Source organism: Pseudooceanicola sp. NS-SX8 (genome assembly GCF_057380755.1).
This window is the reverse complement of sequence record NZ_CM170819.1, coordinates 235106-248470: the sequence shown is the minus strand read 5'-3', so window position 1 is coordinate 248470 and position 13365 is coordinate 235106. Positions and strand designations below refer to the sequence as shown.

The 13365-nt window shown below is 65.6% G+C and carries 12 protein-coding genes; 6 read left to right on the top strand and 6 right to left on the bottom strand.

Annotated features, from left to right (window positions below):
- Positions 1-5: 5 nt before the first annotated feature.
- The 4 genes from AC2IR1_RS01025 to AC2IR1_RS01010 all read left to right on the top strand — a co-directional run bounded on the left by AC2IR1_RS01025 (position 6) and on the right by AC2IR1_RS01010 (position 2999).
- The gene (locus AC2IR1_RS01025) at positions 6-1226 is read left to right on the top strand and encodes an argininosuccinate synthase (RefSeq protein ID WP_486474429.1); all 1221 of its coding nucleotides are present in this window, start codon (positions 6-8) and stop codon (positions 1224-1226) included.
- Between the two features lie 246 nt (positions 1227-1472).
- Complete coding sequence (locus AC2IR1_RS01020; RefSeq protein WP_486474428.1) at positions 1473-1763, top strand: SCP2 sterol-binding domain-containing protein; 291 nt, start codon at positions 1473-1475, stop codon at positions 1761-1763.
- 201 nt (positions 1764-1964) lie between these two features.
- Positions 1965-2558 carry an SAM-dependent methyltransferase gene (locus tag AC2IR1_RS01015; protein ID WP_486474427.1) on the top strand — a complete coding sequence of 198 codons (594 nt, stop codon included), beginning with the start codon at positions 1965-1967 and terminating at the stop codon, positions 2556-2558.
- A gap of 234 nt (positions 2559-2792) precedes the next feature.
- Positions 2793-2999 (top strand): cold-shock protein, encoded by a 207-nt coding sequence (locus tag AC2IR1_RS01010; RefSeq protein ID WP_486474426.1) that lies wholly within the window; start codon positions 2793-2795, stop codon positions 2997-2999.
- Between the two features lie 70 nt (positions 3000-3069).
- On the opposite strand, the gene AC2IR1_RS01005 is transcribed toward AC2IR1_RS01010, so the two are convergent.
- The 5 genes from AC2IR1_RS01005 to AC2IR1_RS00985 form a co-directional block, all read right to left on the bottom strand.
- Entirely contained in the window at positions 3070-3783 is a 714-nt protein-coding gene (locus AC2IR1_RS01005; protein ID WP_486474425.1) for a sulfotransferase-like domain-containing protein, read from the bottom strand.
- Positions 3780-4697: a D-amino acid aminotransferase gene (locus AC2IR1_RS01000; RefSeq protein ID WP_486474424.1), complete on the bottom strand. Its 918-nt coding sequence runs from the start codon at positions 4695-4697 to the stop codon at positions 3780-3782. Before AC2IR1_RS01000 ends, AC2IR1_RS01005 begins: the two co-directional genes overlap by 4 nt.
- Before the next feature lie 184 nt (positions 4698-4881).
- Positions 4882-5292 carry a DUF7282 domain-containing protein gene (locus AC2IR1_RS00995; protein WP_486474423.1) on the bottom strand — a complete coding sequence of 137 codons (411 nt, stop codon included), beginning with the start codon at positions 5290-5292 and terminating at the stop codon, positions 4882-4884.
- 166 nt (positions 5293-5458) lie between these two features.
- Positions 5459-6310, bottom strand: coding sequence for a ribokinase (locus AC2IR1_RS00990; RefSeq protein ID WP_486474422.1), 852 nt, complete (start codon positions 6308-6310; stop codon positions 5459-5461).
- Between the two features lies 1 nt (position 6311).
- Positions 6312-8567 (bottom strand): NADP-dependent malic enzyme, encoded by a 2256-nt coding sequence (locus AC2IR1_RS00985; RefSeq protein WP_486474421.1) that lies wholly within the window; start codon positions 8565-8567, stop codon positions 6312-6314.
- 126 nt (positions 8568-8693) lie between these two features.
- Between AC2IR1_RS00985 and mutS the strand changes: the two genes are divergently transcribed.
- Together mutS and AC2IR1_RS00975 are read left to right on the top strand one after the other, a co-directional pair.
- The gene (mutS, locus tag AC2IR1_RS00980; RefSeq protein WP_486474420.1) at positions 8694-11345 is read left to right on the top strand and encodes a DNA mismatch repair protein MutS; all 2652 of its coding nucleotides are present in this window, start codon (positions 8694-8696) and stop codon (positions 11343-11345) included.
- Positions 11346-11361: 16 nt separating this feature from the next.
- Positions 11362-12570 (top strand): M20/M25/M40 family metallo-hydrolase, encoded by a 1209-nt coding sequence (locus tag AC2IR1_RS00975; protein WP_486474419.1) that lies wholly within the window; start codon positions 11362-11364, stop codon positions 12568-12570.
- A gap of 220 nt (positions 12571-12790) precedes the next feature.
- Here AC2IR1_RS00975 and AC2IR1_RS00970 read toward each other — a convergent pair whose 3' ends face one another.
- A complete protein-coding gene (locus AC2IR1_RS00970) occupies positions 12791-13348 on the bottom strand; it encodes a nucleotide exchange factor GrpE (protein WP_486474418.1) in 558 nt (185 codons plus the stop codon).
- Between the last annotated feature and the right edge of the window lie 17 nt (positions 13349-13365).

Sequence of the window (13365 nt, the reverse complement as noted above, 5' to 3'; positions counted from 1 at the left end):
CAGATATGTCCGCGCCCAAGAAAGTCGTCCTGGCCTATTCCGGCGGCCTCGACACCTCGATCATCCTGAAATGGCTCCAGACCGAATATGGCTGCGAAGTCGTCACCTTCACCGCCGACCTCGGCCAGGGCGAAGAGCTTGAACCCGCTCGCGCCAAGGCAGAGATGCTGGGCGTGAAGGAGATCTACATCGAGGATGTCCGAGAAGAATTCGTGCGCGATTTCGTCTTCCCGATGTTCCGCGCCAACGCCGTCTACGAGGGGCTCTACCTGCTGGGCACCTCTATCGCGCGTCCGCTGATTTCCAAGCGACTCGTTGAAATCGCTGCAGAAACCGGCGCCGACGCCGTGGCACACGGTGCCACCGGCAAGGGCAACGACCAGGTCCGCTTCGAACTGTCGGCCTATGCGCTGAACCCCGAGATCAAGGTGATCGCCCCCTGGCGGGAATGGTCCCTGCACTCCCGTACGGAGCTGCTGGACTTCGCCGAGAAGCACCAAATCCCGATCGCCAAGGACAAGCGGGGCGAAGCGCCCTTCTCCGTCGACGCGAACCTGCTGCACACTTCCTCCGAAGGTCGGGTCCTGGAAGACCCCGCCGTCGATGCGCCGGAATACGTCTACCAGCGGACCGACGACCCGGTCCTGTCCGCGCCGAACGAGCCGGAATACATTGAAATCACTTTCGAAAAAGGTGATGCCGTCGCCATCAACGGCGAGGCGATGTCCCCGGCAACGATCCTGACCAAGCTCAACGAGCTGGGCAAGAAGCACGGCATCGGGCGCCTCGACTTCGTGGAAAACCGCTTCGTCGGCATGAAATCCCGCGGCATCTACGAAACTCCGGGCGGCACCATCCTTCTGGAAGCACACCGCGGGATCGAGCAGATCACCCTGGATTCCGGCGCGGGCCACCTGAAGGATTCGATCATGCCGCGCTATGCGGAGCTGATCTACAACGGCTTCTGGTTCTCCCCCGAACGCGAGATGTTGCAGGCGCTGATCGACAAATCGCAACAATTTGTGTCCGGCACCGTCAAGCTGATGCTGTTCAAGGGCGCCGCGCGCACCATGGCACGCTGGTCCGACTACTCGCTCTACTCCGAAGCGCATGTGACCTTCGAAGACGACGCGGGTGCCTACGACCAGAAGGATGCCGCCGGTTTCATCCAGCTGAACGCCCTGCGGCTGAAGCTGCTGGCAGCCCGGAACAAACGGGTCAAGTAACCTCTTCCGGGGGGCATGATGCCCGCCGGATACCTCGTCGGAACGGCGCCTTCGGGCGCCGTTTTGCGTTTTTGCCAAGGGCCTGAAAAGGCGCGAAAAAAACGTCGGTATTACGTCGGTATCGCGTCGGTATTCCAACGGTGCGAAATCTGGGCCTCCGCGTGACGTTACGTTTACGTCAAGATGCACCAACGTCAGCCTTGGCGCGGCGCTGATTCCCCTTCGAAATGGGCGCAACGAGGGAGGATGACCATGACGATGGAAGAGATCGCCGCGAAGATCGCCCGGGGCCTGGAAAAGCGCCCCGTCAGCGACAGCTTCAAGTTCGACTGCGGAGAGGAGGGTGCAATCACCATCCGCGACGGCGCCGTGGCGCTGGAAGATGGCGCGGCGGACTGCACGATCCACATCAGCCGGGACAACCTGGTGAAGCTGATGCAGGGCAACCTGAACCCGATGACCGCCTTTGCCTTTGGCAAGATCAAGGTGACGGGCGACATGGGGCTGGCGATGAAGCTGGGCAAGGTGCTGGGGTGAGCGGCGCGGCGCCCCCACTCGGGGGGCGCCGCGACTGACAATGCGATCGGCAAGACGATTGGCGGGACCATTGGTACCACGATTGGCAAGGCACCGCGCATCCGCCGGGGCCACCGGCGGAACGGCGCGCCAGCCCGGCGCGGCAACCTTGCCCCCCGGTTTCACGTGGCACATATCGGGGCCAGCACAGGAGGCCCCCCGATGAGCTGGAACACGCGTTACGACACCCCCGATTACGTCTTCGGCACTGCGCCGTCCCAGTTCCTGGAGGCGCATGCAGATCTGCTGACCCCGGGGCAAAGCGCGCTGGCCGTCGCAGATGGCGAGGGGCGCAATTCCGTTTTCCTGGCGGAGAAGGGATTGCAGGTGACGGCCTTTGACGGGGCCGAAAACGCCCTGCTGAAGGCGCGGGCCCTGGCGGCCTCCCGCGGGGTCGCGGTCAGCTATGAACAGGGTGACATCCTGACCTGGGACTGGGATGCCGCGCAGTACGACCTGATGGTCGCGATCTTCTTCCAGTTCCTGACGCCCGCGCAGCGCGGGCCGGTCTTCGACGGGCTGATCCGGGCCACGAAACCGGGTGGGCTGATCCTGCTGCATGGCTACGAGGTGGCGCAGCTGGCCCATGGCACCGGCGGGCCGAAAGTGGCCGAGCAGCTTTATACCGAGGAGATGCTGGCGCGGGCCTTCGCAGGGCAGGAGATCCTGGAACTGCGCAGCTACGAGGCGGAACTGGACGAGGGACCGGGGCATTCCGGCCCCTCTGCCCTGATCGACCTGGTGGTGCGCGTCTGACGAACAGGCCCAGTTGATTGGGGCCAGATGATCCGTGACCCTGGCGCATCGGTCATCGGCCTGCGAGGCAGCCCCAAGTGACCCAGCTTGTGCGAATCCACGTTTGAGACTAGGGTGGAGGGGCTTACGTTTTTCTTTTTCGACCACTGTCTCCCAATTGGCGTTCAGTCTCGATCCAGACCGACCACGCCGCGCTGTCGCATTCCGCGGACAGTATTTACAGGAGACTGAGACATGGCCAACGGCATCGTCAAATGGTTCAACACCACCAAGGGCTACGGCTTCATCGCGCCGGAAACCGGCGGCAAGGATATCTTCGTGCATATCTCTGCCGTGGAACGTTCCGGCCTGACCGGGCTGGCGGATAACCAGAAGGTGACCTTCGACATCGAATCCGGCCGCGACGGCCGCGAGTCGGCATCGAACCTCGCCCTCGCATAAGCTTTTCGAAGCTTTCGGAAGTTGAACGCGGCCCCTCGGGGCCGCGTTTTTCGTTTCAGGGGGTCAGGTTTCAGACCGTCAGCCGCACCGACTGGAGCTTTTCATAGGCGGGCAGCGCGGCTTCGGCCATGTCGGCCTGCCAGCCCTCCAGCCGGGGCATGGGGCCTTCCGCCCCGGCAAAGCCGGTGGAGCCATGCACGGCGTTGTACCAATGCGCCGCCCAGATCCCGTCGTAGGGCTTGGGCCCCGCCGGCCAGGACAGCATCGCCGGATCCCAGTCGAGGGAGAGCGCATCGCAGAGCGCGCGCAGCATGGCTTCGGGATCGGCACGGATGTCGCGGCTGTCGACCACCAGGGGGGCGTGCCCCTCTGCCCGCAGCTGATCGAAGAGGTCGGCCTGCTGCAGGAAGCCGATTTCCGACAGTTCGGGATTGTCGTAGCGGGCGGAAAAGCTGGCGATGACACGGGCCGGGTGGCGGATCAGGAAGACATGGCGCATGTCCGCGAACCAGTCGCGGGGGACCTGCGGGACCATGTGTTGCGCCATGTGCTTGTGATAGATGTGGGGGGTGCTGTCGGGCCCGGTCAGGGCCGCGATGACCTCCTCCGGGTCCTGCGGCTGGGAGGAGAGGATCTGATCCCCCATGGGGTGGATGCGGCCGGTGATCTTCAGGTAGGCGGCATAGAAGGGTTCATCCACGGCAGAGAAATCCGCCCTGTTGCCAAAGGCATACATCATCGCGGTGGAGATGTTGCGCGGGCCGGACCAGCAGGCGATCTTCATTTGGCGGCCTCCGACGCGACCAGCGCCTTGTAGAGCCCGCGCAGCCGTTCGGTGACGGGGCCCAGCTGGCCCGTGCCGATCTGGCGCCCGTCGATGCTGCCCACCGGGGTCTGGGCGCCGAAGGTGCCGGTCAGGAAGGCCTCCTCCGCGCCGTAGGTATCGACGAGGGAGAAGTTGCGTTCATGCACGGGGATGTCGTTGGCACGACAGAGGTCGATGACCTTCTGTCGGGTGATCCCGTTCATGCAGTAATCGCCGGTGGAGGTCCAAACCTCCCCCTTCCGCACGATGAAGAAGTTGCAGGAGTTGGTGGTGTTCACGAAGCCATGCACGTCAAGCATCAGGCCCTCGTCCGCGCCGGCCTTTTCGGCGGCGATGCAGGCGAGGATGCAGTTGAGCTTGGAATGGGAGTTGAGCTTGGGATCCTGGGTCATCGGCAGGCCGCGCAGGTGGGGCACGGTGGCCAGCCGGATCGGGCGGCCCAGGACGGGTTTGGAATGTTCCATGATGATCGCCACGGTGGGCCCGGAGCGGGACAGCGAGGGATGCTGGAAGGGCCGGTCCTTGACGCCGCGGGTCACCATCACCCGGGCATGGGCATCGGTTTCCATGTCGTTGGCGGCGCGCAGCTCCTGCAGGGCGACTTCGAGCTCTCCCTTGGTCATCCCGATGTCGAGGTCGATGGCCAGGGCCGCTTCGAACAGCCGGTCGAGGTGTTCGTCCAGGAAGGCCCAGTGCCCATCGTAGAGCCGCAGCCCTTCCCAGATCCCGTCGCCCAGCATGAAGCCCGAGTCGTAGATCGAAACGACAGCCTCGGCCTTGGACACTACCTTGCCGTTCAGCCAGAACTTCAGGTCGTCGTTGCGGGGATCGTGTTCCGCGTCATGGGCGGTCTGTTCGCGTGTATCGCTCATCCGGGCCTCCTTTTTGCGAGGACGCTAGGAGGCGGCGCGGGGAAAGCCAACCGGGGCGGTGGCTCTTTTCACATTCGACGGCTGAAAATACTCTCGGGGGGTGAATTGCCCGACAGGGCAAGAGGGGGGCAGAAGCCCCCCTCTCTTTTCCTGCTCGACCTGAAGATGCCTGTATCGCTGCCTGTCATTCGGCCGTGACGACCTTCATCACCAGGCTGCCATCGGGCTTGATCGGCCCGTCTTCCTTGGCGCCCAGGGTGTATTCGAAGACACCGGGCATGGTGCCGCCGGCCTCGGAGTGGACCATCAGCATGAGCATGTCGCCCGACATCACGTCTTCCTGCAGGATGGCGGCGACATCGGTGTTTTCACCGGCGCGCAGCGGCGCGTAGCCGACGACGGGACCCGGTGCCATGTCGGCATCGGTCCGGTGAACCACCATCCAGCCATTTTCCGGCGCCATGATCATCGAGGCGCTGACGACACCGTTGGAGACGTCCTGATCCATGGCCTCTACCATGGCGCCCATATGGTCATCGGCAAACGCGGTTCCGGCGATGAGGGTCAGGGCAGCTGCGGTCGTTGCGATCTTCATTTCATTCCTCCCGAAGGTTTTTTACGAACTGGCCAATCCGGCTCGTTCGGGAGGAGTCACGCAGGCCGCGCGGCGAAGTTGCCGCGCGTGGGTCACATGTTCTGACGCACGCGTGAGTTGTTTTGGTAAACTCGTGCCCGGCCGTCACCGGGGTCAGATCCCTGGATCAGAGTTCATCCCGGGTGGGGATCACGTCTGCGGTGCCCAGGCGGGTGACCATCAGGGCGCCGGCCTTCTGCGCCAGGGTGATCGCCTCTGCCATGGCCATGCCCTGTTCCAGCGCGGCCACGAGGTAGCCGGTGAAGGTGTCACCCGCGCCGGTGGTGTCGACCGGGGTGACCCTGGGCGCCGCGAAGTCACGGGTGCCCTGCGGCCCGATCCAGCGCGCGCCACGGGCGCCGAGCGTGATCACCACGTCGGCCACGGGAAGGGCATCTGGCGTCAGGCCGGTGGCCTGCTGCAGCTGTTCCGCCTCCACCTCGTTCATCACCAGAAGGTCGAGATGCTCGAGCAGCGGCTTGACCGCATCGGCATCGAAGGGGGCCGCAGCATGGGCCAGCGGCAGGCCGCGTGCCTTCACCGCCCGGGCGAAATCCAGCAAGCCGTTGGTTTCGTTCTGGAAGATCGCCCAGTCGCCGGGCTGTGCCTGCGACAGGATCTCATCCAGGGTGAAGACATCGACGCGGGTGTTGCTGCCGGGCAGGATGATGATGCGGTTCTCGCCCTGGGCATCCAGTTCGATCACCGCCTGGCCCGACGGCCCGTCGAGCGTGGCGAGGTGGGCGACACCGACGCCGTAGCCCGCCAGCCGGTCCTTCATCCACAGCCCGTCTTCGCCGACGGCGCCGATATGTTCCACGTGGGACCCGGCCCGGGCGAGGGCGACGGACATGTTCGCCCCCTTGCCGCCCAGCCCCCGGGAAAACCCGGTGGCCGCCAGGGTTTCCCCCGGCGCAGGCAGATGCGGCACGCGGAAGACGAGATCCGCATTGACCGAGCCGAGGTTCCAGACGGTCATGTCACTTCACCTTACAGGCGGCCATGACGGCCATGTTGAGGATGTCGTTGACGGTGGACCCGGTGGAGCAGAGCTGCACCGGCTTGTCGATGCCCGACAGGATCGGGCCGATGATCGTGGCGCCGGCCATTTCCTGCATCATCTTGACCGAGATCGAGGCGGAGTGCCGCGCGGGCACCACCAGGATGTTGGCATTGCCGGTCAGGCGGGAGAACGGGTAATGCGCCCGGGCCTTGGCGTTCAACGCCACGTCAACGGTCATCTCGCCTTCGAATTCGAAGTCGACGCCGCGCTGTTCCAGTACCTTGGGCGCCAGGTGCATCTTTTCGGCCCGTTCCGACACCGGGTAGCCGAAAGTGGAGAAGCTGACGAAGGCCACGCGCGGTTCAAGGCCTAGGTCGCGCGCCACTTCGGCGGAGCGTTCGGCGATATCGGCCAGGTCGTTTTCATCCGGCCATTCGTGGACCAGCGTGTCGGAGATCAGCACGATGCGCCCGTTGAGCAGCACGGCGGTGGTGCCCACGGCGCCATCCTTGGCACCGGCGTCGAAGACGTGGTTGATCAGTTCCATCACGTGGGCCGACTTGCGGGTCGCGCCGGTGATCATCGCATCGCCATGGCCATGGGCCAGCATCAGCGCGGCGAAGACATGACGATCACGCGCCGCCAGGCGGTGCACATCCTGCTGGTCCATCCCCTTCCGCTGCAGCCGCTGGTAGAGGAAGTCCTTGTATTCCGACAGGTATTCGGTGTTCGCGGCGTTGACGATCTTCAGCTCGCCGAAGGCGTCACCAAGGCCAGCGGCCTGCAGTTTCTCCTTCACGTCCGCTTCGCGACCGATGACGAGCGCTTCGCCCAGGCCGGTACGCTGGTAGGCGACGGCGGCGCGCAGCACGCGGGGATCGTCACCTTCGGCGAAGATCATCCGCGCCTGGGCGTTCTTGGCCCGTGTGTGCAGGGCGCGCAGGATCGAGGCGGTCGGGTCGAGGCGCGCCTTCAGCTGCTCCTCGTAGCCGTCCAGGTCGATGATCGGGCGGCGGGCGGCGCCGGTTTCCATGCCGGCCTGCGCGACGGCGGGCGGGATCATGAAGATCAGGCGCGGGTCGAAGGGCGTCGGGATGATGTAGTCGCGCCCGAAGGAGAGCGCACGGCCATAGGCCATGGCGACCTCATCGGGGACGTCTTCGCGGGCCAGTTTCGCCAGGGCTTCGGCGCAGGCGATCTTCATCTGGTCGTTGATGGCGCGGGCGTGGATGTCCAGCGCGCCACGGAAGAGGTAGGGGAAGCCCAGGACGTTGTTCACCTGGTTGGGGTAGTCGGACCGGCCGGTGGCGACGATCACATCTTCACGCACCTCGTGGACCTCTTCCGGGGTAATCTCCGGATCGGGGTTGGCCATGGCGAAGATGACGGCGTTGGGGGCCATGGATTTGACCATGTCCTGGGTCACGGCGCCCTTGACGGAAACGCCGAGGAAGACGTCGGCGCCATCCATGGCATCGGCCAGCGTCCGGGCAGAGGTGGCGGCGGCATGGGCCGACTTCCACTGGTTCATGCCTTCCTGGCGGCCCTGGTAGATCACGCCCTTGGTGTCGCACATGATGCAGTTGTCATGGCGCGCGCCCATGGCCTTGAGCAGTTCGAGGCAGGCGATGCCCGCCGCCCCTGCCCCGTTCAGGACGATCTTCACGTCCTCGATCTTCTTGCCCGAGATATGCAGCGCGTTGATCAGGCCCGCGGCACAGATCACAGCGGTGCCGTGCTGGTCGTCGTGGAAGACGGGGATATCCATCTCTTCCTTCAGGCGCTGTTCGATGATGAAGCATTCGGGCGCCTTGATGTCTTCGAGGTTGATCCCCCCGAAGGTCGGGCCCATCAGCTTGACCGCCTTGATGATCTCTTCGGGGTCCTCGGTGTCCAGCTCGATGTCGATCGAGTTCACGTCGGCGAAGCGCTTGAAGAGGACCGATTTGCCCTCCATCACCGGCTTGGAGGCCAGCGCGCCGAGGTTGCCCAGGCCCAGGACGGCGGTGCCGTTGGACACGACGGCGACAAGGTTGCCCTTGTTGGTGTAGTCATAGGCGGTTTCGGGCTGTTCCGCGATCACCTCGCAGGGGACGGCGACGCCCGGGGAGTAGGCCAGCGACAGATCCCGCTGGGTGGTCATCGGCACCGTGGCCTTGATCTCGAATTTCCCCGGGGTCGGTTCCAGGTGAAATGCCAGCGCGTCGTCGCGGCTGATCCGGCTCTTGGTCATGGTGCTCTCCCTTCAAAAGGCCTACGCCTCTTACACAAGGTCAAGCGAGCTGCCAACTGTCCCGAGGTTTCGCCTTTCGCCGCGCGTGCAGCATCGGTAGATTGCCCCAAAGATCCCGGGGGACCCATGAACACTGCCGCCAACGTCACGCCGATGATGGCCCAATACCTTGAAATCAAGGAACAATATCCGCACGCGCTGCTGTTCTACCGCATGGGGGACTTCTACGAGATGTTCTTCGCCGATGCGGAAGCGGCGGCGGCGGCGCTGGACATTGCCCTGACCAAGCGCGGGAAACACCTGGGCGAGGACATCCCGATGTGCGGTGTCCCGGTCCATGCGGCGGAAAACTACCTGCTGACGCTGATCCGCAAGGGGTTCCGCGTCGCCGTCTGCGAGCAGATGGAAGACCCGGCCGAGGCGAAGAAGCGCGGATCGAAATCCGTGGTGAGGCGCGACGTGGTGCGGCTGGTCACGCCCGGCACGCTGACCGAGGACAGCCTGCTGGAGGCGCGGCGGCACAACTTCCTGGCCGCCTTCGCGACGCTGCGGGGCGAGGCCGCGCTGGCCTGGGTCGATATTTCGACGGGCGCGTTTCACGTGATGCCCATGGCAGCGGTGAAGCTGGGGCCGGAACTGGCCCGGCTGAGCCCGTCGGAACTGCTGGTGAGCGAGGCCGACGAAGCGGAGCTGCGCCCGCTGGTGGAGGAGTTCGGGATTTCCCTGACGCCGCTGTCGCGCGGGTCCTTCGACAGCACCGGTGCCACCAAGCGCCTGACGGAGCTGTTCCGCGTCGGCACGCTGGAAAGCTTCGGCAGCTTCGAACGGGCCGAGGTTTCGGCCATGGGCGCGGTGGTCGACTACCTGGAGATCACCCAGAAGGGTAAGCTGCCGCTGCTGCGCCATCCCGTGCGGGAAGCGCTGGACGGCAACGTGCAGATCGACGCCGCCACGCGCCGGAACCTGGAGATCACCCATGGCATGAACGGGGGCCGCGCGGGGTCGCTGCTGGCCTCGATCGACCGGACGGTGACCGCCGTAGGCGCGCGCCTGCTGGAACGGCGGATCTCTTCGCCGTCGCGGTCGCTGCCGGTGATCGCGAACCGCCTGGACGCGGTGGATTTCGCGCTGGAACACACCCGCCTGGCCGAGGATCTGCGCGAAAGCCTGCGCAAGGTTCCGGACCTGGACCGTGCCCTGTCGCGGCTGTCGCTGGACCGGGGCGGCCCGCGTGACCTTGCGGCGATCCGCAATGCCATGGGCCAGGCAGAGGTGCTGGCGGCGCGGCTGTCGGGTGCGGCCCTGCCCCCGCTGCTGGGCGAAAGCGCCGAGGCGCTGTCGGGCCAGGAAGAGCTGCTGGCACTGCTGGACGTGGCGCTGGTCGCCGAACCGCCGCTGCTGGCAAGAGACGGCGGCTTCACCGCGCCGGGCTACGATCAGGAGCTGGACGACGCCCGCCGCCTGCGCGACGAGGGGCGCGGCATCATCGCCGGCATGCAGAGCCAATATGCCGAGGAGACCGGCATTTCCTCCCTCAAGATCAAGCACAACAACGTGCTGGGCTACTTCGTGGAGGTCACGGCCACCCACGCGGAGAAGATGCTGAACCCGCCCCTGTCGGAGGCCTTCAAGCACCGGCAGACGACGGCGAACCAGGTCCGCTTCACCACGCCCGACCTGTCGTCGCTGGAAACGCGGATCCTGAATGCTGCGGGCCAGGCCCAGGCGATCGAACTGCGGATCTTCGGCCAGCTGCGCGAGGCAATCCTTGAAGCCGCGCCGGAGATCACCCGGCTGAGCCGCGCCCTGGCGGAATACGACCTGGCCACGGCCCTGGCCGATCTGAGCCGGTCCGAGGACTGGGTGCGCCCGCGTGTCGACATGTCCCGCAAGCTGGAAATCGAGGGCGGCCGTCACCCGGTGGTGGAACAGGCGCTGAAGCGCGAGGGCGCGCCCTTCATCGCCAACGACTGCCTCCTGACGCCCGAGGGCGAGGCGGCGTCGATCTGGCTTCTGACGGGTCCCAACATGGCCGGTAAGTCGACCTTCCTGCGGCAGAATGCGCTGATCGCGCTGCTGGCGCAGATGGGCAGCCACGTGCCCGCCACCACGGCACATATCGGCATGGTCAGCCAGATCTTCAGCCGCGTCGGCGCCAGTGACGACCTGGCGCGCGGCCGGTCGACCTTCATGGTCGAAATGGTGGAAACGGCGGCGATCCTGAACCAGGCCGATGACCGCGCGCTGGTCATCCTGGACGAGATCGGCCGCGGCACGGCGACCTATGACGGGCTTTCGATCGCCTGGGCGACGATGGAACACCTGCATGAGGTCAACCGCTCCCGCGCGCTTTTCGCCACGCACTACCACGAGATGACCGAGCTTTCGAAGCGGCTGGACGGGGTGGAGAACGCCACCGTCACCGTGCGCGAACACGACGGCGAAGTGATCTTCATGCACGAGGTGCGCATGGGCGCGGCCGACCGCAGCTACGGCGTGCAGGTGGCCAAGCTGGCAGGCCTGCCGGACAGCGTAGTGGCCCGCGCGCGGGAGGTCCTGGCCTCTCTGGAAGACAACGCGCGCAAGGGCGGATCCCCCAAGGCGGTGATCGACGACCTGCCCCTTTTCGCCGCCGCACCGCCGCCCGCACCGGTGAGCAAGGTGCCGGAGGGGCTGAAAGCGCTGGCAGGGCTGGTGGACGAGATGAACCCCGACGACCTGACCCCGCGCGAGGCGCTGGAGATGCTGTATCGGCTGAAGGCCGCCTCCAAGGAGTGATCGGAAGGACAAGTCCATGGAAATGAAAGATATTCTTGCCCACCCGGGGTTCGTTAAGGCGCAGGAGGAACTGCGATCCGGACACGACCGTATGGTGGAGGAGATCATCACCCTGACCGAGATCCCCGCCCCGCCCTTCCAGGAGGAGGCCAAGGGCGCGGCCTATGCGGAGATGCTGCGCGCGGCCGGGCTGGACGAGGTGGAGATCGACGGGATCGGCAATGCCCATGGCATCTTCCGCGGCACTGGCAACGGCGCGATGGTCGCGGTGGCGGCGCATCTTGATACCGTCTTCCCGGAGGGCACCGACGTGACGGTACGCCGCGAGGGGACGAAGCTGTTCGCCCCGGGGATCGGGGATGACACGCGCGGGCTGGCGGTGAACCTGGCGATCATCCGGGCGATGAAGGCGGCGGGCATCCGGCCGCAGCGCGATATCCTCTTCGTCGGCAACGTGGGTGAGGAAGGCGTGGGCGATCTGCGCGGCATCCGCCACCTGTTCAACGACAATCCCCTGGGGCCGCGCATCGGCAGCTTCTTCACCGTCGACGGGCTGGAAACGCCCGAACTGGTGGATGGCGGGGTTGGGTCCTACCGCTACCGGGTGCTGTTCGAAGGCCCGGGTGGGCACAGCTTTGGCGATTTCGGGCTGGTGAACCCGGCCAATGCGCTGGCCGAATTCGCCGCTGGATTTGCCCGGATCGAGGTGCCGGCAGAGCCCAAGACGACGCTGAACCTGTCGATCCTGGGCGGCGGCACCTCCATCAACGCGATCCCGGAAAAGGTCTTTGTTGACATCGACATGCGGTCGGTCGACCCGGCGGAGCTGGACCGGCTGGACGCGCAGATGAAGGCGCTGCTGGAGGCTGCGGTCACGCTGGAGAACGGGCGCAACGATACCGCAAAGGGAGAGGTCACGGCGCGGCTGGAGGTGCTGGGCAACCGTCCTGCGGGCCGGACTGCGCCGGGCGAGGCGATCCACGCCGCCAGCGCCGAGGCCGTGCGGGCCTTCGGCTTCGAACCGACCTTCCGGGACAGTTCCACCGACGCCAATATCCCGATGTCGCTGGGGATCCCCGCGATCTGCATCGGGTCGGGCGGCACCGGTGGCCGGGCGCATACGCTGGACGAATGGATCGACGTGGAGCCGGAACTGAGCCTGCGCGGCATCTATGCCGTCATGGCGGCGATCCTGGCGATGTCGGGCCTCGAACCCGCCGCCTGATGCAGAACGGCGCCCCCGTTGACCGGAGGCGCCGTCTGAATGTCACCTGAATGCCGTCTGAAAGGTCGAAGGGGGCTCTGCCCCCGCCCGCCATGCGGGCTCCCCCGGAGTATTTATGGCCATCGAATGGGAAGAACCGCGCCCTTCCCCATTCGATGGCTCCAAATACTCCCGCCGGAGGCAACCGGCCGCAGGCCGGTACCCGGTCTCTGGTCCTGCCTCAGCCGGTGAAGCTGGACACACCGACCTGCGCGGGGCGCAGCAGACGTTCGTGCAGCATGAAGCCCTCTGCGGAGACCTGGATGATCTCGCCGGCCTTGGTGCCGGGCACGGGGGCCTCGAACATGGCTTCGTGCACGTTCGGGTCGAACTTCTCCCCGACTTCCGGCGCGATCGGTTCGATCCCGTGCTTGCGGAAGGTGTTGAGCAGTTCGCGCATCGTCAGTTCCAGCCCTTCGAGCAGGGCGGCGTTTTCCTCGGTCTTCTCACCCGCCGCTTCCACGGCGCGCTTGAGGTTGTCGTAGACCGGCAGGATATCGCGGGAGAGCTTGGCACCGCCGTAGTTCTCTGCATCGCGACGCTGCTTGTCGGCGCGCTTGCGGGCGTTCTCCGCCTCTGCCAGGGCGCGCACCCACTTGTCCTTCAGCTCGTCCCGCTCCGCCTTCAGGGCGTCGAGTTCAAGCGCGTCATCGTCGATCTCCTCGATCTCGACCTCGTAGGCCTCTGCTTCGGCCTGTTCGACGTCGTCCAGGAAATTTTCGTCCTTCGGATCAGCCATAATTCACCTCATCTCGG

What these genes read in the sequence shown, in the direction of transcription:
- AC2IR1_RS01000 (WP_486474424.1), bottom strand. Translation starts at nt 4,697, where the DNA reads ATGAGCGATACACGCGAACAGACCGCCCATGACGCGGAACACGATCCC.
- AC2IR1_RS01020 (WP_486474428.1), top strand. Translation starts at nt 1,473, where the DNA reads ATGACCATGACGATGGAAGAGATCGCCGCGAAGATCGCCCGGGGCCTG.
- AC2IR1_RS00995 (WP_486474423.1), bottom strand. Translation starts at nt 5,292, where the DNA reads ATGAAGATCGCAACGACCGCAGCTGCCCTGACCCTCATCGCCGGAACC.
- mutS (WP_486474420.1), top strand. Translation starts at nt 8,694, where the DNA reads ATGAACACTGCCGCCAACGTCACGCCGATGATGGCCCAATACCTTGAA.
- AC2IR1_RS01005 (WP_486474425.1), bottom strand. Translation starts at nt 3,783, where the DNA reads ATGAAGATCGCCTGCTGGTCCGGCCCGCGCAACATCTCCACCGCGATG.
- AC2IR1_RS01015 (WP_486474427.1), top strand. Translation starts at nt 1,965, where the DNA reads ATGAGCTGGAACACGCGTTACGACACCCCCGATTACGTCTTCGGCACT.
- AC2IR1_RS01010 (WP_486474426.1), top strand. Translation starts at nt 2,793, where the DNA reads ATGGCCAACGGCATCGTCAAATGGTTCAACACCACCAAGGGCTACGGC.
- AC2IR1_RS00970 (WP_486474418.1), bottom strand. Translation starts at nt 13,348, where the DNA reads ATGGCTGATCCGAAGGACGAAAATTTCCTGGACGACGTCGAACAGGCC.
- AC2IR1_RS00975 (WP_486474419.1), top strand. Translation starts at nt 11,362, where the DNA reads ATGGAAATGAAAGATATTCTTGCCCACCCGGGGTTCGTTAAGGCGCAG.
- AC2IR1_RS01025 (WP_486474429.1), top strand. Translation starts at nt 6, where the DNA reads ATGTCCGCGCCCAAGAAAGTCGTCCTGGCCTATTCCGGCGGCCTCGAC.
- AC2IR1_RS00990 (WP_486474422.1), bottom strand. Translation starts at nt 6,310, where the DNA reads ATGACCGTCTGGAACCTCGGCTCGGTCAATGCGGATCTCGTCTTCCGC.
- AC2IR1_RS00985 (WP_486474421.1), bottom strand. Translation starts at nt 8,567, where the DNA reads ATGACCAAGAGCCGGATCAGCCGCGACGACGCGCTGGCATTTCACCTG.